At 63.8% G+C, this 20,679-nt stretch carries 21 protein-coding genes; 11 read left to right on the top strand and 10 right to left on the bottom strand.

Annotated elements, in window-relative coordinates:
- Window positions 1-8: 8 nt before the first annotated feature.
- On the bottom strand, window positions 9-1,199 hold the full coding sequence (locus X738_RS50960) for an NADH-quinone oxidoreductase subunit D (protein WP_023797832.1): 1,191 nt from the start codon (window positions 1,197-1,199) through the stop codon (window positions 9-11).
- A gap of 116 nt (window positions 1,200-1,315) precedes the next feature.
- Window positions 1,316-1,753: a hypothetical protein gene (locus X738_RS50965; RefSeq protein ID WP_023797833.1), complete on the bottom strand. Its 438-nt coding sequence runs from the start codon at window positions 1,751-1,753 to the stop codon at window positions 1,316-1,318.
- 221 nt (window positions 1,754-1,974) lie between these two features.
- Between X738_RS50965 and X738_RS50970 the strand changes: the two genes are divergently transcribed.
- The gene (locus X738_RS50970) at window positions 1,975-2,412 is read left to right on the top strand and encodes a CBS domain-containing protein (RefSeq protein ID WP_023797834.1); all 438 of its coding nucleotides are present in this window, start codon (window positions 1,975-1,977) and stop codon (window positions 2,410-2,412) included.
- Between the two features lie 182 nt (window positions 2,413-2,594).
- On the opposite strand, the gene X738_RS50975 is transcribed toward X738_RS50970, so the two are convergent.
- From X738_RS50975 to X738_RS88320, 4 genes are all read right to left on the bottom strand, one after another.
- Entirely contained in the window at window positions 2,595-2,954 is a 360-nt protein-coding gene (locus X738_RS50975) for a YybH family protein (RefSeq protein ID WP_023797835.1), read from the bottom strand.
- A gap of 112 nt (window positions 2,955-3,066) precedes the next feature.
- Window positions 3,067-3,291 (bottom strand): hypothetical protein, encoded by a 225-nt coding sequence (locus X738_RS50980; RefSeq protein ID WP_023797836.1) that lies wholly within the window; start codon window positions 3,289-3,291, stop codon window positions 3,067-3,069.
- 72 nt (window positions 3,292-3,363) lie between these two features.
- Window positions 3,364-4,527 carry an NAD(P)/FAD-dependent oxidoreductase gene (locus X738_RS50985; RefSeq protein ID WP_023797837.1) on the bottom strand — a complete coding sequence of 388 codons (1,164 nt, stop codon included), beginning with the start codon at window positions 4,525-4,527 and terminating at the stop codon, window positions 3,364-3,366.
- A gap of 2 nt (window positions 4,528-4,529) precedes the next feature.
- Window positions 4,530-4,655: a hypothetical protein gene (locus X738_RS88320; RefSeq protein ID WP_023797838.1), complete on the bottom strand. Its 126-nt coding sequence runs from the start codon at window positions 4,653-4,655 to the stop codon at window positions 4,530-4,532.
- Window positions 4,656-4,799: 144 nt separating this feature from the next.
- Between X738_RS88320 and X738_RS50990 the strand changes: the two genes are divergently transcribed.
- Window positions 4,800-6,167 (top strand): aspartate aminotransferase family protein, encoded by a 1,368-nt coding sequence (locus X738_RS50990; RefSeq protein WP_023797840.1) that lies wholly within the window; start codon window positions 4,800-4,802, stop codon window positions 6,165-6,167.
- A 626-nt stretch (window positions 6,168-6,793) separates the two neighbouring features.
- Here the strand turns inward: X738_RS50990 and X738_RS50995 are convergent.
- From X738_RS50995 to X738_RS51010, 4 genes are all read right to left on the bottom strand, one after another.
- Window positions 6,794-7,888 carry an alcohol dehydrogenase family protein gene (locus X738_RS50995; RefSeq protein WP_023797841.1) on the bottom strand — a complete coding sequence of 365 codons (1,095 nt, stop codon included), beginning with the start codon at window positions 7,886-7,888 and terminating at the stop codon, window positions 6,794-6,796.
- Window positions 7,889-8,055: 167 nt separating this feature from the next.
- Window positions 8,056-9,435, bottom strand: coding sequence for an aspartate aminotransferase family protein (locus tag X738_RS51000; protein WP_023797842.1), 1,380 nt, complete (start codon window positions 9,433-9,435; stop codon window positions 8,056-8,058).
- A 34-nt stretch (window positions 9,436-9,469) separates the two neighbouring features.
- Window positions 9,470-10,963: an NAD-dependent succinate-semialdehyde dehydrogenase gene (locus X738_RS51005; RefSeq protein WP_023797843.1), complete on the bottom strand. Its 1,494-nt coding sequence runs from the start codon at window positions 10,961-10,963 to the stop codon at window positions 9,470-9,472.
- Window positions 10,964-11,292: 329 nt separating this feature from the next.
- Window positions 11,293-11,775: an Lrp/AsnC family transcriptional regulator gene (locus X738_RS51010; protein ID WP_031254440.1), complete on the bottom strand. Its 483-nt coding sequence runs from the start codon at window positions 11,773-11,775 to the stop codon at window positions 11,293-11,295.
- A 90-nt stretch (window positions 11,776-11,865) separates the two neighbouring features.
- On the opposite strand from X738_RS51010, the gene ehuR reads away from it, so the two are divergent.
- From ehuR to doeA, 9 genes are all read left to right on the top strand, one after another.
- Window positions 11,866-13,251 (top strand): MocR-like ectoine utilization transcription factor EhuR, encoded by a 1,386-nt coding sequence (ehuR, locus tag X738_RS51015; RefSeq protein WP_023797845.1) that lies wholly within the window; start codon window positions 11,866-11,868, stop codon window positions 13,249-13,251.
- Between the two features lie 122 nt (window positions 13,252-13,373).
- Window positions 13,374-14,159 (top strand): ectoine/hydroxyectoine ABC transporter ATP-binding protein EhuA, encoded by a 786-nt coding sequence (ehuA, locus tag X738_RS51020; protein ID WP_023797847.1) that lies wholly within the window; start codon window positions 13,374-13,376, stop codon window positions 14,157-14,159.
- Between the two features lie 94 nt (window positions 14,160-14,253).
- Window positions 14,254-15,105: an ectoine/hydroxyectoine ABC transporter substrate-binding protein EhuB gene (gene ehuB / locus X738_RS51025; protein WP_023797848.1), complete on the top strand. Its 852-nt coding sequence runs from the start codon at window positions 14,254-14,256 to the stop codon at window positions 15,103-15,105.
- Window positions 15,106-15,281: 176 nt separating this feature from the next.
- Window positions 15,282-15,941 carry an ectoine/hydroxyectoine ABC transporter permease subunit EhuC gene (gene ehuC, locus X738_RS51030; protein WP_023797849.1) on the top strand — a complete coding sequence of 220 codons (660 nt, stop codon included), beginning with the start codon at window positions 15,282-15,284 and terminating at the stop codon, window positions 15,939-15,941.
- Window positions 15,942-15,957: 16 nt separating this feature from the next.
- Window positions 15,958-16,617, top strand: a complete 660-nt coding sequence (gene ehuD / locus X738_RS51035; RefSeq protein WP_023797850.1) for an ectoine/hydroxyectoine ABC transporter permease subunit EhuD — start codon at window positions 15,958-15,960, stop codon at window positions 16,615-16,617.
- A 37-nt stretch (window positions 16,618-16,654) separates the two neighbouring features.
- Window positions 16,655-17,431, top strand: a complete 777-nt coding sequence (gene eutA, locus X738_RS51040; protein WP_373420395.1) for an ectoine utilization protein EutA — start codon at window positions 16,655-16,657, stop codon at window positions 17,429-17,431.
- 43 nt (window positions 17,432-17,474) lie between these two features.
- A complete protein-coding gene (gene eutB, locus X738_RS51045) occupies window positions 17,475-18,458 on the top strand; it encodes a hydroxyectoine utilization dehydratase EutB (protein WP_023797852.1) in 984 nt (327 codons plus the stop codon).
- Window positions 18,455-19,447 (top strand): ectoine utilization protein EutC, encoded by a 993-nt coding sequence (gene eutC, locus X738_RS51050; RefSeq protein WP_023797853.1) that lies wholly within the window; start codon window positions 18,455-18,457, stop codon window positions 19,445-19,447. Before eutB ends, eutC begins: the two co-directional genes overlap by 4 nt.
- Window positions 19,448-19,485: 38 nt before the next feature.
- Entirely contained in the window at window positions 19,486-20,676 is a 1,191-nt protein-coding gene (gene doeA, locus X738_RS51055; RefSeq protein ID WP_023797854.1) for an ectoine hydrolase DoeA, read from the top strand.
- Window positions 20,677-20,679: the final 3 nt, after the last annotated feature.

Below are 20,679 nucleotides of genomic sequence, written 5' to 3' on the forward strand. Positions count from 1 at the left end.
GCGCCTCGTCAGCGATCGATCTCGCCGAACACGATATCGAGCGAGCCGATGATCGCGGCGACATCGGCGAGCATGTGCCCGCGCGACAGAAAATCCATCGCCTGCAGATGGGCAAAGGACGGCGCGCGGATCTTGCACCGATAGGGAGTATTGCCGCCGTTCGAAACCAGATAGACGCCGAACTCGCCCTTCGGCGCCTCCACCGCGGCGTAGACTTCTCCGGCGGGCACGCGAATACCCTCCGTGTAGAGTTTGAAATGGTGGATGGTCGCTTCCATCGAGCGTTTCATCGTCGCCCGCGGCGGCGGCGTGATCTTTTGGTTCGGAATTGCCACCAGCCCTTGGCCTTCGGGCGATCGCAATTTCTCCAGGCATTGCCTCATGATCCGCACCGACTGGCGCATTTCCTCCATGCGGACGAGATAGCGGTCGTAACAGTCGCCGTTCTTGCCGATGGGAATGTCGAAATCCATCTCGGGGTAGCATTCATATGGCTGTGCCTTGCGCAAGTCCCACGCCGCGCCCGACCCGCGCACCATGGGGCCGGAGAAGCCCCAGGCCCAGGCGTCGTCGAGGCCGATCACGCCGACATCGACGTTGCGCTGCTTGAAGATACGGTTTTCGGTGAGCAACTCGTCGAGGTTGCCGCAAACCTTGAGGAACGGATCGCAGAAAGCCCAGATGTCGTCCAGGAGCTTCGGAGGCAGGTCCTGGTGCACGCCACCGACCCTGAAATAATTCGCATGCATGCGGGCGCCGGAGGCGCGCTCGTAAAACACCATCAGCTTCTCGCGCTCGGCAAAACCCCAGAGCGGGGGCGTCAGCGCGCCGATATCCATGGCCTGTGTCGTGACGTTGAGGAGATGCGACAAGAGCCGGCCGATTTCGCAAAACAGAACACGGATGACCTGTCCTCGCTTCGGGACCGAGATTTCCAACAACTTCTCGGCGGCGAGGCAGAACGCATGCTCCTGGTTCATCGGCGCGACATAGTCGAGCCGGTCGAAATAGGGCAGAGCCTGCAGATAGTTCTTGTACTCGATCAGTTTTTCGGTGCCGCGGTGGAGCAGGCCGATATGGGGATCGGCGCGATCGACGACCTCGCCGTCCAGTTCGAGCACCAGGCGCAGCACGCCGTGAGCAGAGGGATGCTGCGGTCCGAAGTTGATGGTGAAGTTGCGAACTGCGGCTTCGACCATGACGCTGCTCCGCTGTACCGGGTTTCAGGGCCGAAGCCCAGTGCTCCGGCCCGCCACGCCCGGACCACCGATCAGGTGCCCGCCAATCACGTGCCCGCCAATCACGTGCCCGCCAATCACGTGGTTGTCTGGATGATCAGAGTCAGCATGCCGTCGCCGTCGATGTTGGCGGCAACAACCTGCGACGAATCCAGCCCGTTCGCCGCCAGCACCGATGCTGCCTGTGGCGAGGCATCGATCGAGCTCTGCAGAGTAAGCAGATCTTCAACGCTGGTCTGGGTGATCACGGCCTCGGCTTGCGTCTTGAGTTCCGGCGGCAAATCCTCGAGGGCGACAATGGCAATGCCAGTAAAATTCTGGTCGGTGAAACCTTGATCCGGCAGGGCTTGGTCAGGCAGGGCCTGGTCAGGCGTTTGGTTGGGCAAGCTTGGATCGGGCAGGGCTTCCGGAGCCGGGGGTGCGATTTGGGGAAGCTGCGGGTCGGTGGATTGCGCGTGGATCGGCTGCGCCAGGGCCAATCCCGAAAGGGCGGCAATTGTCGTCAATATGCGCATGATCGTTCCTTCCGTTTTCCGTTTTGCTCGAGGAGGATCACCTGGTGACCACACAACCATTGTCCCGGATTATGGTTCCCGTCCGTCACGGATATGGCCATGGTGGAGCCTATCCTGGCGCGAGCGGTCGAAAGATAGAACGATTCCGACAGGCGTTCATTCTCCCCTGATCACACCTTCATCACAGGATCGGCGGGGCGCTGCAGCTCAAGGAGAAAGCCATGAGAATCAGCGAGTGCATGACACGGAAAGTTCAGGTCGCCAGTCCGGACCAGTCCTTGCGGGATGCCGCACGAGCCATGGCCGATCTTGACGCCGGTGTTCTGCCCGTGGGTGAGAATGAGCGGCTGGTCGGCATGATCACGGACCGCGACATTGCCGTCCGTGGCATCGCGGAGGGCAGAGGTCCCGACACCAAGATCAGGGATGTGATGAGCGCGGAGGTACAGTGCTGCTTTGACGACCAGGAAGTCGGCGATGTCCTTCAGAATATGCGCGATCTCAAACTGCGGCGAATGCCGGTGATCAGCCGCGACCGGCGGTTGGTTGGCATTGTCTCGCTCGGCGACCTCGCCACGAACGGCGAGCCCGCCTGGGCCGGCGAAGCGCTGGGCGGCATTTCGCAGCCGGGCGGCGACCATTCTCAGACGGCGCACTGATGCATCATAAACAGATTTGAAGTTCCTGCTCGATCGACGGCATCGGCGTTCAGGAACTTCGAATCCACAACCGTACTGGAGTCACTCCTTTGCGCTACAGGGCCGCACGCCCGGACGCGCGAGCACTTGGTTTGCGCATGATTCCCAGCGAAAATCGATTTCCGGGATCATCCGGGCCGACGCTACGATACGGAGAATCGATCGATGACCCACAGCCATGTCCCGTCGCCCTGGCGGCGGGCGACCTCGGCGGTTACGGTGCCATCGGGAAGATGGGTTGACGTCAGTGCCAAATCTCCGCTGACAACAGCCGGAGCCTGATTTCCGGCGGCATATTTTCGGCCCGTTGCGGTGATGTCGGCGAAGAGTGCCCGGATCGCTTCGCGGCCACGCGTCAGTCGCCCGTCACCGCTGTCGACGACGGCATGCGGCTCAAAAAGCGCGGCCATGCCGTCGATGTCTCCCACCCACTGCCGGGAGATCAGCAGACGCTCCAGATCCTGGGGATCACGCGCCGGCTCGCGGCTTGCTTCATCGGTCATGGCGAAACTCCTCCGACGCTCGGTAGCAAAGCGTTCGATCCTGCGCCAAGTTTCGTTGGAAGACGAGCCGCAAGCTCCGCCATGCTGATCGCAAGGTGGAGCAGCCTGGCGATCATCCTCCCCAGCCGAGATCGCGATCCGCAACGCGCCATTCGGCGGTGCGGGCGCGGCGCCGGTGGCTGCGGCTGTCGTTGAGGAAGTCGGCGATCCTTGCCGCCGACTTCGCCGAGGCGAAAGTCAGCAGCCGATCGTGATGGACGACGGGCTCGCCGGTCTCATTGTCCCAGATCTCGAACCGGCAGCTTGGGTTCGGTATGGCTTCGAAACGGATCTTCATATCGATGGTCCCGGTGATCGTCGGACCGAGGTTCCGCGATCCCGGCTTATGGATGGCTTACGGGCGTTTGGATTATGCCTTTGGCAGCGGGCGCGCTCGCGCGGGTCGCCCTCGGCTAGCCGCCTTCGGCGCGAGGCGCTGGGCGACATGGTCGGCGATCGCCAGGCTTGAGGTCAGGCCGGGGCTCTCGATGCCGAACAGATTGACCAGGCCCTCCACGCCATGCACCGCCGCGTCCTGGATGACGAAGTCGGCATTGGCTTCGCCGGGACCGGAGAGCTTCGGCCGGATGCCGCTATAGGCCGGCCGCAGGCTGCCATCGGCCAGGTCCGGCCAGTATTTGCGGATCTCGTCGTAGAAGCGCTCGCCACGTATTGGATCGACGCGATAGTCGAGTTGATCGGTCCATTCGACGTCAGGCCCGAAGCGGGCGACGCCGTCGAGGTCGAGCGTCAGATGGACGCCGAGCCCGCCGGGTTCGGGCACGGGATAGACCAGCCGCGAGAACGGCGCCCGGCCGGCGACCGAAAAGTAATTGCCCTTGGCGTAGCGAAGTTCTGGCACGAATTGCCGGTCGAACCCGTCAAGCGAGCCGGCAAGTGCCGTGGCGCCGAGCCCGGCGGCGTTGACGAAGCGCGCGGTGGCGATTTCAAAGCGCTCGCCGCTGGTGCCGTCGATCGTGCCGAGTACGATGCGCCCATTTTCAATGCGGCCGCAGACGATGCGGGTGTTGAGGCTGAGCGCCGCCCCGTGCTCCTCGGCGTCGCCCAGCAGCGCAAGCATCAGCGCGTGGCTGTCGATGATGCCGGTGGCGGGAGACAAAAGCGCGGCCGTGCAGCGCAGCTTGGGCTCCAGCCTGCGCGCCTCTGCTGCGGTCAAGGGCGTCAAATCGCCCGCGCCGCAAGCAGCGGCGTTGGTCAGGATCGAAGTGAGCATCGGCTCCTGTTCGGCATCCGTGGCGACGATGAGCTTGCCGCAGCGCGCATGCGGCACCGCCCGCTCCTGGCAATAACGGTAGAGCCTTTCGCGGCCTGCCACGCAGAGCCGGGCCTTCAGCGATCCGGCCGGATAGTAGACGCCGGCATGGATGACCTCGGAATTACGCGAACTCGTCCCGGTGCCGATAGCGTTCTCGGCCTCGAGGATCAGGGTGTCCATGCCGCGCTGCGCCATCTCTCGCGCGATCGCGAGGCCAATGACGCCGGCGCCGGCGACGATGCAGTCGACATGGTCCACGATCAGGCCACCTCAGCCTTGTTGTTGTGCCTGCTGGTGAGCCGTTCGGGGATCAAGTCTTGGCCATGCGCACAGCCGGCTTGGCGCAGGTTCCCGCGTTCAGCAGCCTCGAAGCTGAAATTCTGCATGTCTTCCGTCCATCCGCCGGCCCTTCCGAAAGGTCTTGACACCCTTACAAGAAACGGATGCAGCAAACAGCATTAATCCAGAGGCCGATGCGCACGCCGAACGGCGGCAGGACGCACGTCCCGGCATGCAGGACAGGAGCCATCATGGACGCTCGACCGAATTCTCCCGAAGCCCGCGACATCAGCTACCACATGCACGGCTACACCAATGCCCGCAAGCACGAGGAAGCAGGGCCACTGGTCATCGAGAAGGGCGACGGCATCTATGTCGAGGATCTCGCCGGCAACCGCTATATCGAGGCGATGGCCGGGCTTTGGAGCGTCGCGGTCGGCTTCTCCGAGAAGCGGCTGGTCGACGCTGCGGTGCGCCAGATGTCCAAGTTGCCTTACTATCACGACTTCGGTTCCAAATCGCATTCGCCGCTGATCGATCTCGCCGAGAAGCTGGTGCAGATGGCGCCGGTGCCGATGAGCAAGGCGTATTTCACCAATTCCGGCTCCGAGGCCAACGATACGGCCATGAAGATGATCTGGTACCGGTCGAATGCGCTCGGCCAGCCTGCGCGCAAGAAGATCATCAGCCGCATTCGCGGCTATCACGGCGTCACCATTGCCTCGGCGAGCCTGACCGGGCTGCCCAATAACCACAATTCCTTCGACCTGCCGATCGCCAATGTGCTGCACACCTCGACCCCGCACCACTGGCGCGAGGCGCTGCCGAATGAGAGCGAAGGAGAGTTTTCGAGCCGGCTTGCCGACGATCTGGAAAAGCTGATCCTGGCCGAAGGCCCGGAAACCGTCGCTGCCTTCTTCGGCGAGCCGATCATGGGCGCCGGCGGCGTCATCGTGCCGCCGGCCGGCTACTGGGAGAAGATCCAGGCGGTGCTGTCGAAATACGACATCCTGCTCGTCGCCGACGAGGTGATCTGCGGCTTTGGCCGAACCGGCGAAATGTTCGGCTCGCAGACCTTCGGCATCAGGCCCGACATCATGGTGCTGTCGAAGCAGATCTCTTCGTCCTACCTGCCGATCTCGGCCTTGCTGATCAACGAGAAGGTTTTCGAGCCGATTGCCGACGAAAGCAATCGCATCGGCACCTTCGGCCACGGCTTCACCGGCGGCGGCCATCCCGTTGCGGCGGCGGTCGCGCTGGAGAACCTGAAGCTGATCGAGGAGCGCGATCTCGTCGGCAATGCGCGCACGGTCGGCGCGCATATGCAGAAGCGGCTGCGCAAGCTCGCTTCGCACCCGCTTGTCGGCGAGGTGCGCGGCGTCGGCCTGATCGCGGCGGTCGAACTGGTCGGCGACAAGGCGAACAAGACGCCATGGGAGACGGCCGGCGCCCTGGGCGGGCTCGTCAACGGTTTCATGCAGCAGAACGGCGTCATCTCGCGCAACATGGGCGATGCACTGGCCTTCTGCCCGCCGCTGATCATCACCGAGCCCCAGGTCGATCACGTGATCGACGCGTTTGAAAGATCGCTTGAAGCCGCGGCCAAGCAGGTCCTGTAATTGGCGCGCCTCGCTCGAGATCATGCCGTTATAAGAGAACCGCATTTTTCTTATAACTGGAGCCGCCTGACATGAAGACGGTCGTCCGCAAGCGGCGTTATAAGAAAATTGCGAAAAACTTATAACGCCGCAGGAGAGGTTCAGGAATCCTTGTTGCCGTCGTGCGGCCAAATCAGAATGGTTTTGCGCGCAGACCCTGGGACCCATTCCGTTACCTCGGAGCGCTGCTGCGGTGCAGAACGCTTTGATCGCGGAGGGACAGCGCCCCCCTCTGTCCTGCCGGACATCTCCCCCACAAGGAGGGAGATTGGCCTTGATCACTGATTTCGCCAACCATCAACCTTGCAAAAGGGACGCTGTCCGCGAAGCTGCCAATCTCCCCCCAAGTGGGGGAGATGCCAAATTTTGGCAAAGAGGGCAGGACAGAGGGGGGCGCGAAGGATCGCTACAGAGCGCTTTTATTCTGAGCCGCAGCATTATGGACGGAAACTAGCTGGAATGCGAAGGCTTATGCCAATCGCCAGCGTTGGAGATCGGCTGCAGTCTGGTCGGGCAGCGACCACCCACAGCCTTTTCAGGCTCAGTCAAAGAACCAAATTCTCTATGCAGAGACTACGTGCTTCATCTTATCGGCGATCCGCAACGGCATCCGGAACGACCACCAGTTTGCCGACAAAATCCTTGGCAATGAAATCCGCCTGGGCGCGGTGGAAATCGGAGAGCTTGTAGACACCGCCGACCAGCGGCCGGATTTTCTTCTCCTCGATGTAGCGGACGATACGGCGGAAGTCGTGTCGCGTGCCCTGGCTGGAGCCGTGCAGCTGCAATTGCTTGAGATACATGGTGCGCAGATCGAGCTGCACGACCGGGCCGGCAATCGCGCCGGCGGTGGTGTAGCGGCCTTCGGCCCGAAGGATGCGCAACAGGTCATTGAAGATGCCGCCGCCGACGAGGTCGGCAACCACGTCGATCGGCTGGCCGCCGGTCGCGTTATTCACGGCGGCGGGCAGATCGGCGACGCCACGGGTGATCACCGCCTCGGCGCCGATGTCGAGCACCGCCTGTTCCTTGCCCTTGCCGACGACGGCATAGGGAATGGCGCCGCGCGCCCGCGCCAACTGCACGATGCCGGAGCCGACGCCGCCCGACGCGCCGGTGACCAGCACACGCTCGCCGGCCTTCAATGCGGCGCGTTCGAGCATCTGTTCGCCGGTAAGATAAGCGCAGCAGAAGGTGGCGAGCTCGACGTCGGTCAGGTCGGTGGCGACGACATGGGCATTCTCGGCCGGCACGGTCTGGAACTCGGCATAGCCGCCGTCGCGGCCATGGCCCATATAGTCGATGTCGGCGAGTGAATCATCGTCGCGGTTGTAGATCGAGAAATCGACCATCACCCGCCCACCGATGCGGGCCGAAGAAACACCCTCGCCGACGGCAACGATGTTGCCGACCGTGTCGGTGCCCTGGATACGCGGGAAGGTCAGCGTATTGCCCTGACGTCGCCAGGTCGACACGGCGGCAGCATCTTCTTCCGTGCCGTAGGCGCCCTGGCGTACCCAGACATCGGTGTTGTTCATGCCGCACGCCGTGACCTTGACCAGAACCTCGCCGGGGGCGGGAGAGGGCACTTTCACATCGGTGCGATAGACAAGCTTTTCCGGCCCGCCGTGACCGGTCAGAAGCACGGCGGCCATGGTGGCGGGGAGGGCTTTGGAGGTCATTGATGTTGCTTCCAGATATTCCAGGTTCGCGCTGCCCCTCACCCTTACCCTCTCCCCGTGAACAACGGGGAGAGGGGGTCGCCAGCGCTGGAGCTTGTCCCTTCTCCCCGTCGTTCACGGGGAGAAGGTGCCGGCAGGCGGATGAGGGGCGGCACCAAGGTCGATAATTAGATGCTGGCAAACACGCTCTTCACCGCATCGGCCGTCTTCGACACGACGATGTCGGCCTCTTCACGGGTGAGGCACAGCGGCGGCGCGAAGCCGAGGATGTCGCCTTGCGGCATGGCGCGGCCGATGACGCCAAGCTCGGCAAGCGCGGTCGCGACCTGCGGCCCGATTTTTTGCGCGGCATCGAAGAACACGCGGTCGTCCCGGTCGGCGACGAATTCGATTGCCGCCAGCATGCCGTCGCCGCGCACCTCGCCGACATTTTTGTGGCCGCCGACGGCTTTCGCCAGTTCGGCGCGGAAATAGGCGCCGGTCTCACCGGCGTTGGTCACCAGGTCCATCTCGTCGATCAGTTCCAGGTTGGCGACACCGGCGGCGACGCAGATCGGATGCGCCGAATAGGTCCAGCCATGGCCCAAGCTGCCGAGTTTGTCGGAGCCCTGGACCAGCACCTGCCAGACCTTATCCGAGACGATGACGCCCGACAGCGGCGCATAGGCCGAGGTCAGGCCCTTGGCGATGGTGATCAGGTCGGGCTTGATGCCGTAGTGGTCGGAGCCGAACATGGTGCCCAGCCGGCCGAAGCCGGTGACCACTTCGTCGGCGACCAGCAGCACATCATATTTGTTCAGAACCGCCTGGATCTTTTCCCAGTACAGAGCGGGCGGCGGCAAGATGCCGCCGGTGCCGAGGATCGGCTCGCCGATGAAGGCGGCGACCGTGTCCGGGCCCTCGGCCAGGATCATCTCTTCGAGCTTGTCGGCACAGTGTTGGGAAAACTGTTCCTCGCTCATCGAGCGGTCGGCGCGGCGGAAATAGTAGGGCGCTTCGGTGTGCAGGATCGGCGCGCGCGGCAGGTCGAAGGCGTTGTGGAACAGGTCGAGCCCGGTCAGCGATCCGGTCATGACTCCGGAGCCGTGATAGCCGCGCCAGCGTGAGATGATCTTCTTCTTCTCGGGACGGCCGAGCACGTTGTTGTAGTACCAGATCAGCTTGATGTTGGTTTCGTTGGCGTCGGAACCGGAGAGGCCGAAATAGACCCTCGACATGCCTTGTGGGGCGCGCTCGATGATCATCTTGGAAAGGGTGATCGACGCCTCGGTGCCGTGGCCGACATAGGCGTGGTAATAGGCAAGGTTCCTGGCCTGGGCGGCGATGGCGTCTGATATCTTCTGGCGGCCATAGCCGACGTTGACGCAATAGAGCCCGGCGAAGGCATCGATGCTCTTGCGGCCGTTATTGTCCCAGATGGTGACGCCTTCGCCGCCGGCGATGATGCGGGTCGGCGATTCACCCCGCGCATGCGTGCCCATGTGGGTCGAGGGATGGAAGAAGTGGTCGCGGTCCCAGGCGGCGAGTTCGTTGGACTGGTCGAGCATTTTTTTACTCCTAAGGAAATGTCTGCGGCGCGGCTTACGCTACGTCCAGGCAGAGATATCTGAGATCGGTAAAGGCTTCGAGCCCGTGGCGCGAGCCCTCGCGACCGATGCCGGACTGTTTGACGCCGCCGAACGGGATCGGCGCGCCGGTGATCTTGACGCGGTTGATGGCGACCATACCGTAGTCGAGTGCACGGCCCATGCGCAATTGGCGGCCGCCGTTCTCGGTGGCGACATAGGCGACGAGCCCGTATTCGGTGGCGTTGGCGCGGGCGATGACCTCGTCCTCGCTGTCGAAGGGCGTCACCGCGGCGACCGGACCAAAAGTTTCCTCGCGCATGATCAGCGCATCGTCGGTGACATCGGCGAGCAGGGTCGGCCGGTAGAACAGCGGCCCGGCCGGATGTCTGCCGCCGCCGGTGAGGCAGCGCGCGCCATGGGCGAGCGCATCGGCGACTTGCTCCTCGACCTTCTTGACACCGCGCTCATGCATCAATGGCCCGATGTCGGTGTCTTCGGCCAGGCCATTGCCGATCCGCAGCGCCTCGATGCGCCTGACGAAAGCGGCGCAGAAACGATCGTAGATCGGACGCTGGACATAGATGCGGTTGGCGGCAAGGCAATCCTGGCCGGAAGTGGCGAATTTGGCGTCGACGGCGATGGTCACCGCCTTGTCGAGATCGGCGTCGGCAAAGACGATCAGCGGCGCATGGCCGCCAAGCTCCATGACCAGCCGCTTAATCGTCGGCGCGCTTTGCGCGGCGATCAGCCTGCCGATCTCGGTCGAGCCGGTGAAGCTCATGGCGCGGACGCGCGGATCTTCGCACATCCGCCCAACGATGGTCGAGGCCTTGCCGGTGAGAACGTTGAAGACGCCAGCCGGCAGGCCGGCGCGTTCGCCGAGCTCGGCCAACGCCAGTGCCGACAGCGGCGTTTCCGACGAAGGATGCGCGACGATGGTGCAGCCGGCGGCAAGGGCGGCCGCCGCCTTGCGGGTCAGCATGGCTGCGGGAAAATTCCACGGCGTGACGACGCCGACGACGCCGAGCGGTTCGCGCCGTACCATCATCTCGGCGTTTGGCAAATGGCTGGTGACGCTTTCGGCGTTGAGGCGCTTTGCCTCCTCGGCGTACCATTCGACGAAGGAGGCGGCGTAGTCGATCTCGCCAAGCGATTCCTTGAGAGGCTTGCCCTGTTCGAGCGTCATCAACAGCGCCAGATCGTCCTTGGCGGCGATGATCAGATCGAACCATTTTCGCAGGATTCTTGAGCGTTCCTGTGGGAGAGCCGCGCGCCAGGCGGGAAAGGCGCGCGACGCCGCGTCGATCGCCTTGCTCGTCTGCCTGGCATCGAGCGCGGCAACCCAGGCAACGGTGGCGCCTGTAGCAGGGTCGGCCACCCCAAAACTCTCGGCGGCTTCACTCGCCGTCCAGTGGCCGTCGACATAGGCGAGTTGGCGCAGCAGCCGGCGGTCGGCGAGCCGGTCAAGCGCTTCGTGGCGTTGTGGGCGGGCAAAATGCGCGGACATGTTCGAGGTCTCCCGGTTCGCAGTGATGCGGAGAGACTATGCGCGCGGCGCAGACAGAGAGGCTGTTTCGGAGCGCACGCGTAGAGAGATTGTCTCTATTGGGCTGCTCGGGCAGACAATCTGTTCAGCTTATAGGCTGGGCTATCTCATCGAGGAAGTGCCCCCTCACCCGGATTGCCAACCGAATTGCAAAGGGCAATTCGGGGCAATCCGACCTCTCCCCCGAGGGGAGAGGAGATCGCAGCGCCGGCACCTTTCTCTTCTCCCCGCCGGGGAGAAGGTGGCCGCGAAGCGGCCGGATGAGGGGCTCTTTGCGATTTGCTCAGACCTCACGACGGCGTCGGCAACAGATCGGCCACCGGCAAGGCGACCTCCTCCTTCACCGTCTTGGTGACGATGTAGGTGAAATAGCGGTCGATGCCGATCTCGCGTTCCAGCAGGGCGTCGACCAGCCGCTGATAGGCGTCGATGTCGCGCGCCATCACTTTCAGCAGATAGTCGACGCCGCCGCCCACCGACCAGCAGGCGACGATTTCGGGGACGTCGCGGATGACGCGCTCGAAACGGTCGAAATCGGCCTGGCGGTGGCTGGCCAGCGTCACCTCCATCAGGACGGTGGCGACCGGCGCGACGGCGCGCATTGCAACCCTGGCGTGATAGCCGGAGACGATGCCGGCCTTTTCCAGCTTGCGCAACCGCATCCAGCACGGCGTCGGCGACAGGCCGACCTTGTCGGCGAGCGCCAGCTTGGTGATGCGCCCGTCGCGCTGAACCGCGTCGAGGATTTTCAGGTCGATCTGATCCAGTCTCAATGCGGCCATGAGCGTCCACTTTTTTCCGCGACACCATGACGGCGCATTATTTAGATTGTCAATTGCACTGATTTCGATCTCTAATATGTCATGACATTGTGGCGTCCAGATCCCGCGCTTATCCGGCGGCCGGCCTATCAATCGCTCGCCGACCAGTTCGCGCGCGCCATTCATGACGGACGGCTGGCCAACGGCGCGCGGCTGCCGACGCATCGCCGGCTGGCCGACGATTTGAAGCTTTCGGTGCAGACAGTCAGCCGCGCCTATGAGGAACTGATCCGCCGGGGCCTGGTCTCCGGCGAGATCGGCCGCGGCAGCTTCGTGCAGACGCAGCGCCGCGAGCCGGAGCCGCCCTATCTGCCGGAGCGCCTTGGCGAGGTCATCGATCTGTCGATCCTGAAGCCGGTCTGCGAGCCGATGCATCTGGAGAGGCTGAAGCAGGCGCTGGGCTGGCTCGCCGAGAACCTGCCGTCGACCTCGGCGCTGTCGTTTCGGCCGAACATGGTGTTTCCGCGCCACCGTGCAGTGGCGGTCGAATGGCTGCGGCTGTGCGGTCTCGACGTGTCGGCGCAGAATGTCAGCCTGACCAACGGCGCCACGGCCGGCATGACGGTGGCGCTGATGAGCGTGGCGCCGCCGGGTTCGACCGTCGCCACCGAGGCGATCGGCCATCACACGCTGATCCCGCTGGCGCGCTATCTCGGCTTCAACCTCGAGGGCCTGCCGATCGACGACAACGGCCTGATCCCGGAGGCGCTCGACGAGGCGTGCCGGCTTTCCGACATCCGCGCGGTATTCGTGCAGCCCTCGGTGATCAATCCGACTGCAACATTGATGAATGCCGCGCGGCGCGAGCAGATCGCTGCGGTGGCGCGCAGGCACGACATCGCCATCATCGAGAACGACGTGCTCGGGCCGCTGGTCGAGGGCCGTCCGCCGCCGGTCGCCGCCTTCGCGCCCGAGCGCACGCTCTACGTCACCTCCTTCACCAAGATCGTGCTGCCAGGCCTGCGCATCGGTTATCTCGCGGCGCCCGACCGCTATGTCGCTGCCGTCGCCAACCGGCATCTCGTCTCCAACTGGATGGCGACGCCGATGGTGGCGGAGATTGCGACAAAATGGGTGACCGACGGCACGGCGATGGAACTCGTCCGCTGGCAACGGTCGGCGCTGCGGCGACGGCAGGAGATCGCCGCCCAGGTGCTTGCCGGGGTCGACTACCGCGTCCATCGCGACGGGCTGCATCTGTGGCTGGAACTGCCCGGCGACCGCGCCGAGGAGGGCTTCGTCTCACAGGCCCGCCTGCAGGGCGTGGCGATCGCACCAGGCACATCGTTCCGCATCTCGGCGGCGCCCTGGCAGCCGGCAGTGCGCATCTCGCTGGGCTCGACAACCGAGGGGGAACTGCGCGCCGGCCTCAGTGTTGTCACTAAACTTCTGCTCGGCGACCCAGAGCATCTGCTGCTGGCGATCTAGGCAAGCATTGCCGCGAAATTCTGCGGAGTCAGAAACATTGTCATGAGTTTATTTTCCTGATTGACATGATTTGGCGCGTTCCGCATCGTTAAGGCACAGCTTCTCCAGCACGGGGGAATTCTTTGTCCGCGCCCATCATCAAGATCGACGCCATTTCGAAAAGCTTCGGTACCTTCAAGGTGCTGGACGGACTGTCGATGCAGGTCATGCCGCGCGAGAAGCTGGCGCTGATCGGCCCATCCGGCTCCGGCAAGACGACGATCCTGCGCATCCTGATGACGCTGGAGAGGATCGACAGCGGCCACATCCAGATCGACGGCGAGCAGCTTTACCACATGGAGCGCAACGGCCAGTTGCTGCCCGCCGACGAACGGCATCTGGCAAGAATGCGCCAGAAGATCGGCATGGTCTTCCAGCTGTTCAACCTGTTTCCGCACAAGAGCGTCATCGACAACGTCACGCTGGCGCCGATCCTGACCAAGGGCATGCCGCGCGCCGCCGCCGAAAAACGGGCGATGGAACTGCTCGATATGGTCGGCATGGCCGACAAGGCGAAAGCGATGCCGGCGCAGCTTTCCGGCGGGCAGAAGCAGCGCGTTGCCATCGCTCGCGCCTTGGCGCTGCAGCCCAGGATCATGCTGTTCGACGAGGTGACATCGGCGCTCGATCCGGAACTGGTCGAGGAGGTGCTGAACGTGTTGTGGCGGCTCTGCTCCGAGACCGACATGACCATGCTGCTGGTCACCCACGAAATGGGTTTTGCCCATGATTTCGCCGACCGGGTTCTGTTCTTCGACCGCGGCAAGATCGTCGAGGAAGGCAAGCCGGACGAGATTTTCCGCAACCCCAAGCAGGAGCGTACGCAAGCTTTCCTGAAGAAGATCATCGCGGCCGGACATCGCGTCTGACTGCCATGCCCCGGGCGGCAGCGCCGTCCTCCCAGGGCGGCGAAGCCGTCCCGTGGAACGACCAAACCAAAAGAGAAACAAGGAGTTGGGAACAATGAAGAAACTTGGCATTCTGGCCGGCGTCGCCGGTGTTGCGCTGACCGCAATCCTGGCCGCTTCGACCGCGGGATCGGCCGACGACAGCAAGCTCGAAGAACTCAAGGCACAGGGCTTCGCCCGTGTCGCCATCGCCAACGAGCCGCCCTATACGGCGGTTGCGGCCGACGGCAAGGTTTCGGGTGCGGCACCCGATGTGGCCCGTGAAATCTTCAAGCGTCTTGGTGTCAACGACATCGTCGCCTCGATTTCGGAATATGGCGCGATGATCCCTGGCCTGCAGGCCGGCCGTTTCGACGTCGTCACCGCCGGCCTGTTCATGAAACCGGAGCGCTGCGCGGCGGTCGCTTATTCGGAGCCGGTGCTGTGCGACGCCGAGGCGATGCTGGTCAAGAAGGGCAACCCGAAGGGCTTCAAGAGCTATGAGGATGTCGCCAAGGATGCCACCGCAACGATCGGGGCGCCGGGCGGCGGCACCGAGGAGAAGCTGGCGCTCACTGCCGGCGTGCCGCGTGACCGCGTCATCGTCGTGCCGGACGGCCAGAGCGGCCTGAAGATGCTGCAGGACGGCCGCATCGACGCCTATTCCCTGCCGGTGCTGTCGATCAACGATCTGGTCAAGAAGGCCAACGATCCGAACCTCGAAGTCGTCGCCCCGGTGGTCGGCGCGCCGGTCTATTGCGACGGCGCGGCGTTCAAGAAGGGCGATGAGGCGCTGCGCGACGCCTATGACGTGGAATTGGCCAAGCTGAAGGAGTCCGGCGAATTCGCCAAGATCATCGAGCCCTACGGTTTTTCGGCCGCGGCGGCGATGTCGACGAGCCGCGACAAGCTCTGCTCGGCAAAATAGGCGCCTTTTTCCTTCTCCCCGTTCACGGGGAGAAGGTGTCACGAAGTGACGGATGAGGGGCAGCGCCAGTTCTGCCAAATTGGCTCTGCCCCTCATCTGCCTGCCGGCATCTTCTCCCCGTGAACGGGGAGAAGATGCCAAGACTGTAACCGTAAAACGCTGGAAATTCGAACTTCATGACCCAATGGTCCGGCTATTTCGGCCTGATATTGCAGGGAGCGCTTGTTACCATCGAGCTGACGCTGATGGGGTCGGTGCTTGCCTTGATCATGGCCTTTCTCGCCGGGCTGGGGCGGCTGTCGCGTTTTTTCGCCATTCGGGCGCTGGCCACCGCCTATATCGAATTCTTCCGCGGCACCTCGATCTTCGTGCAGCTGTTCTGGGCCTATTTCGTGCTGCCCTTCATCGGCATTTCGCTGACGCCGCTGCAGGCCGGCGTGCTGGCGCTTGGCCTCAATGTCGGCGCCTATGGCGCGGAGGTGGTGCGCGGCGCCATCCAGTCGATCGGCCGCGAACAGTACGAGGCCTGCACCGCGGTCAATCTCGGCCGCTGGCAAGCCATGCGCCATGTCATCCTGCCGCAGGCGCTGCTGGTGATGCTGCCGACCTTCGGCAATAACGCCATCGAATTGCTCAAGGCCACCGCCGTGGTTTCGCTGATCTCGCTCACCGACCTGACCTTCCAGGCCCAGGTCGTGCGCTCGCAGACCGGCAACACGCTGGTGCCGTTCACCACCATTCTCGTCATCTATTTCGGCCTTGCGCTGATCATTTCGTGGGGGGTGCGTTCGCTGGAACGCCGCATGGCGCGCGGCCTCGACGGGGTGCGCGTCTGATGGATCGGGCCTCGTAATGGAATGGGATTGGAATTTCGTCTGGGAGATCATGCCGACCCTGATCGAGGGCGTGAAGATCACCATCCTGGCGACGCTGCTCGGCTCGGTTCTGGCAGCGATGGTCGGCTTGGCTATCGCGCTGGCGCGGCGCTCGCCGAACAAGGGCTTTTCGCGCAGCGTCGGCTTCCTTGCCGAGTTCATCCGCGGCACGCCGCTCTTGGTGCAGCTCTATTTCATCTTCTACGTGCTGCCGGACATCGGTATCCTGCTGCCGCCGCTGGTGGCGGGCGTCATCGGCCTCGGGCTGCATTACGGCACCTACACGGCCGAGGTCTATCGCGCCGGCATCGACAATGTGCCGCGCGGCCAGTGGGAGGCCGCCAAGGCCTGCAATCTCAACGCCAGGCAGACCTGGACCCACATCATCATGCCGCAGGCTATCCCGCCGATGATCCCGGCGCTTGCCAACTATTTTATCGCCATGTTCAAGGAGACGCCGCTGCTTTCGGCGATCACCGTGCTGGAACTGATGAACCAGGCCAAGAGCGTCGCCAACACCTATTACCGCTATGTCGAGCCGATGACCTTGGTCGGCGCCTTCTTCCTCGTCATCAGCCTGTTCTCGGTCGTGCTGCTGCGCTGGCTCGAACGCCGCTACGGGCGCATTGAAAAATGACAGTTCTTTCGACCAAACCGTTGGCAAGGAGCGCATGGTGACCGCTCCAGTCGACATCCGCTTGCACTCGACACGGCCGGCGCTCGACGCGCGTCCGCTGGAAAAGCGCGTCGGCCTGATCATCCTTGCCACCGACCATACGACCGAACCGGATTTTCGCCGCATGGTGGCAAGCGACCGGATCGGCGTCTATGTCGCGCGCATTCCCTACGCCAATCCGACGACGCCGGACAATTTGCGCAAGATGCAGTCGTCGCTGACGGCGGGCGCCGCGCTCATCCTGCCCGATGAGCCGCTCGACGCGGTCTGCTATTCCTGCACCTCGGCCTCGGTCGTCATCGGCGATGCCGAAATCGAGGCGGCGGTGCAGGCGGCCAAGCCGGGCGTACCCATGGTTACGCCGCCGATGGCAGGGGTGCGCGGCTTGAAAGCGCTGGGCGCCAGGACGATCAGTATTCTCACTCCTTATACTGTCGAGACCAGCCGGCCGATGGCCGCCTATTTCGCGGCGCACGGGTTCGAGATCGCCAGCTTCACCTGTCTCGGCTTCGACGACGACCGCGAGATGGCGCGGATTGCACCGGCCACGCTGGTCGATCTGGCAGCCAAGACGACCGACGCGCAAGCGGACGCACTGTTCGTCTCCTGCACGGCGCTGCGGGCAGCACTTGCCGTCGTCGGCATGGAGGAGGCGATCGGCCGCCCGGTCGTCACCAGCAATCAGGCAACGGCCTGGAACTGCCTGCGGCTTTGCGGCGACGAGGAGCGGCGCGCCGAATTCGGCCGTCTGATGACCCTGCCGTTGAGACAATGAGGCGATGTCCGGCATGAGCGAGCACCCCCCTCTGGCAACAGGCATGTCTGTAACCCTTCAGGATATCCGCGCCGCCCGCGATCACATCGCCGGCAAGGTCGAGCGCACGCCGACCGTGCCTTCCCCGAGTCTTTCCGGGCACTTGGGCGCGCCTGTTTATCTCAAGCTCGAACATCGGCAGACCACCGGCAGCTTCAAGCTGCGCGGCGCCTCGAACGCCATTGCTTCGCTGAACGCCGAGGAGAAGGCGCGCGGCGTGGTCGCCGCCTCGACCGGCAATCACGGCCGGGCGCTGGCTCATGCGGCAAAGCTCGAAGGCATGCGTGCGACGATCTGCATGTCACGACTGGTGCCGCAGAATAAGCTCGACGAAATCCGCCGGCTCGGCGCCGAGATCCACATCGTCGGCAACAGCCAGGACGATGCGCAGCAAGAGGTCGACCGGCTGGTCGCGGAAGACGGCCTGATCATGCTGCCGCCCTTCGACCATCCCGATATCATCGCCGGGCAAGGCACGCTCGGGCTGGAAATCATCGAGCAGGTTGCGGACGCCGCCCTGGTGCTGGTGCCGCTTTCCGGCGGCGGGCTGGCGGCTGGTGTCGCCGCTGCCGTGAAGGGCGTCAGCCCCGGCACGAAGGTCATCGGCGTTTCGATGGCGCGGGGCGCGGCGATGAAGGCAAGCCTCGATGCCGGAGATCCGGTTTTGGTCGAGGAACTGCCGACGCTGGCGGATTCGCTCGGCGGCGGTATCGGCCTCGACAACCGGCTGACCTTCTCGATGTGCCGCGACCTGCTCGACGATGTTATCCTGCTCAGCGAGGACGAGATCGCCGCCGGCATCCGCCATGCCTATGATCAGGAGCGCGAGATCGTCGAAGGCGCCGGCGCGGTTTGCATCGCCGCCGTGCTTGCCGGCAAGGTCAGGGCGAGCGGCCCCACTGTGCTCATTCTTTCGGGCCGCAACATCGACATGACGCTGCACAGGAAAGTCGTTTGTGGCGAAGCATTTGAGGAGAGCGCCGCATGAGCCGGATGACGATACTGACCGAAGCCGAATTGCGCGGGATCGTGAAGCTCGATCTCGATGCCGTCGCCTGCGTCGAAAATGCGTTCCGCGCGCTTGCCACCTTGCCGGTGGCGATGCCGCCGATCCTGCGGCTCGACATTCCCGAGCATCGCGGCGAGGTCGACGTCAAAACCGCCTATGTGCCTGGCATCGACGGTTTTGCCATCAAGATCAGTCCCGGCTTCTTCGACAATCCGAAGCTCGGCCTGCCCAGCGTCAATGGCATGATGGTGCTGCTGTCTTCAAAAACCGGACTAGTCGAGGCGCTGCTCCTCGACAATGGCTATCTGACTGACATCCGCACGGCGGCGGCCGGAGCGGTCGCGGCGAAACATCTTTCGCGAGCCGATTCTTCGATCGCCGCGATCTTCGGCGCCGGCGTTCAGGCGGGACTGCAGCTCGAGGCGCTTATGCTGGTGCGGCCGATCGCCGAGGCGCGGATCTGGGCGAGGGATGCCGCCAAGGCCGAAGCCGCGGCGGATGCATTGCGCGAAAAGCTGGGCATCGTCGCGCTCGCCGAGCCCGACGCGGCAGAGGCGGCGGTCGGCGCCGACATCATCGTCACCACGACGCCGTCGACTGAACCGCTGATCAAGGCCGGCTTCGTCTCGGCCGGCCAGCACATCACCGCGATGGGCTCGGACGCCGAGCACAAGAACGAGATCGCGCCGGCGATCCTGCGCATGGCCGATCTCTACGTCGCCGACAGCGCGAAGCAGACGCGGCTGCTGGGCGAATTGCATCATGCCATCGCGACGGGGGTGATGGCAGCCGATGCCGAGATCACAGAGCTCGGCCAGATCATCGCCGGCGATAGACATGGCCGCCGTTCGGCCAGCGACATCACCATCGCCGACCTCACCGGCACCGGCGTGCAGGACACGGCGATCGCCACGCTCGCCCGCGACCGTGCCCGGGCGGCCAAGACGGGTACGATTTTCGAAAGCTGATGCCGGCCGCAAGGCCCAACAAACGAGGACCAAGAACAATGCAGCCCAATCTAAAATTCTCGCGCGGCGAATATGCGGATCGCCTCGCCAAGACCCGGAAGGCCATGGAAGCCGAGGGCGTCGATCTGCTTGTTGTCAGCGATCCGTCCAACATGGCCTGGCTGACCGGCTATGACGGCTGGTCTTTCTACGTGCACCAGGCCGTCATCGTGCCGCCGTCGGGCGAACCGGTGTGGTACGGGCGCGGCCAGGACGCCAACGGCGCCAAGCGCACCGCCTATCTCGCGCACGACAACATCGTCGGCTATGCCGACCATTATGTGCAGTCGACCGAACGCCACCCGATGGATTTTCTCTCGCAGGTGCTGGCCGATCGTGGCTGGGGCAAGCTCAGCATCGGTGTCGAGATGGACAATTACTGGTTCTCGGCCGCTGCCTTCGCGTCGCTGCAGAAACATCTGCCCAATGCCCGCTTCGTCGACGCTACGGCACTCGTCAACTGGCAGCGCGCCGTGAAGAGCTCGACCGAAATCGATTACATGCGCAAGGCCGCCCGGATCGTCGAAGCGATGCACCAGCGCATCGTCGACAAGATCGAAGTCGGCATGCGCAAATGCGATCTGGTCGCCGAGATCTATGATGCCGGCACCCGCGGCGTCGACGGGCCAGAGGGAAAGATTGGCGGCGACTATCCGGCGATCGTGCCGCTGCTCCCGTCGGGCGCCGATGCGTCGGCGCCGCATCTGACCTGGGACGACCAGCCGATGAAATCGGGCGAGGGCACCTTCTTCGAGATCGCCGGCTGCTACAACCGCTACCATTGTCCGCTTTCGCGGACTGTGTTCCTCGGAAAACCGACGCAGGAATTCCTCGATGCCGAGAAGGCAACACTGGAGGGCATGGAAGCGGGGTTGGCCGCGGCAAAGCCTGGCAATACATGCGAGGACATCGCCAACGCCTTCTTCACGGTGCTGAAGAGATACGGCATCGTCAAGGACAATCGCACCGGCTATCCGATCGGGCTTTCCTATCCGCCGGATTGGGGCGAGCGCACAATGAGCCTGCGCCCCGGCGACCGCACCGAGCTGAAGCCCGGCATGACGTTCCATTTCATGACCGGCCTGTGGCTGGAGACGATGGGGCTCGAGATCACCGAGTCCATCCTGATCACCGAGACCGGGGTCGAGTGCCTGGCCAATGTGCCGCGCAAGCTGGTGGTGAAGAATTGAGCC

Source organism: Mesorhizobium sp. L48C026A00, from assembly GCF_000502375.1.
Taxonomy (GTDB): Bacteria; Pseudomonadota; Alphaproteobacteria; order Rhizobiales; family Rhizobiaceae; genus Mesorhizobium; species Mesorhizobium muleiense.

Excerpts from the sequence above, each read along its gene's own strand:
- X738_RS51005 (WP_023797843.1), bottom strand. The coding sequence starts at position 10,963 with ATGTCCGCGCATTTTGCCCGCCCACAACGCCACGAAGCGCTTGACCGG.
- X738_RS88320 (WP_023797838.1), bottom strand. The coding sequence starts at position 4,655 with ATGCAGAATTTCAGCTTCGAGGCTGCTGAACGCGGGAACCTGCGCCAA.
- doeA (WP_023797854.1), top strand. The coding sequence starts at position 19,486 with ATGCAGCCCAATCTAAAATTCTCGCGCGGCGAATATGCGGATCGCCTC.
- X738_RS50980 (WP_023797836.1), bottom strand. The coding sequence starts at position 3,291 with ATGAAGATCCGTTTCGAAGCCATACCGAACCCAAGCTGCCGGTTCGAG.
- X738_RS51000 (WP_023797842.1), bottom strand. The coding sequence starts at position 9,435 with ATGCTCGACCAGTCCAACGAACTCGCCGCCTGGGACCGCGACCACTTC.
- ehuB (WP_023797848.1), top strand. The coding sequence starts at position 14,254 with ATGAAGAAACTTGGCATTCTGGCCGGCGTCGCCGGTGTTGCGCTGACC.
- X738_RS50975 (WP_023797835.1), bottom strand. The coding sequence starts at position 2,954 with ATGACCGATGAAGCAAGCCGCGAGCCGGCGCGTGATCCCCAGGATCTG.
- ehuC (WP_023797849.1), top strand. The coding sequence starts at position 15,282 with ATGACCCAATGGTCCGGCTATTTCGGCCTGATATTGCAGGGAGCGCTT.
- eutC (WP_023797853.1), top strand. The coding sequence starts at position 18,455 with ATGAGCCGGATGACGATACTGACCGAAGCCGAATTGCGCGGGATCGTG.
- X738_RS50960 (WP_023797832.1), bottom strand. The coding sequence starts at position 1,199 with ATGGTCGAAGCCGCAGTTCGCAACTTCACCATCAACTTCGGACCGCAG.
- X738_RS50965 (WP_023797833.1), bottom strand. The coding sequence starts at position 1,753 with ATGCGCATATTGACGACAATTGCCGCCCTTTCGGGATTGGCCCTGGCG.
- X738_RS50970 (WP_023797834.1), top strand. The coding sequence starts at position 1,975 with ATGAGAATCAGCGAGTGCATGACACGGAAAGTTCAGGTCGCCAGTCCG.
- ehuD (WP_023797850.1), top strand. The coding sequence starts at position 15,958 with ATGGAATGGGATTGGAATTTCGTCTGGGAGATCATGCCGACCCTGATC.
- X738_RS50990 (WP_023797840.1), top strand. The coding sequence starts at position 4,800 with ATGGACGCTCGACCGAATTCTCCCGAAGCCCGCGACATCAGCTACCAC.
- X738_RS50995 (WP_023797841.1), bottom strand. The coding sequence starts at position 7,888 with ATGACCTCCAAAGCCCTCCCCGCCACCATGGCCGCCGTGCTTCTGACC.
- ehuR (WP_023797845.1), top strand. The coding sequence starts at position 11,866 with ATGACATTGTGGCGTCCAGATCCCGCGCTTATCCGGCGGCCGGCCTAT.
- eutB (WP_023797852.1), top strand. The coding sequence starts at position 17,475 with ATGTCTGTAACCCTTCAGGATATCCGCGCCGCCCGCGATCACATCGCC.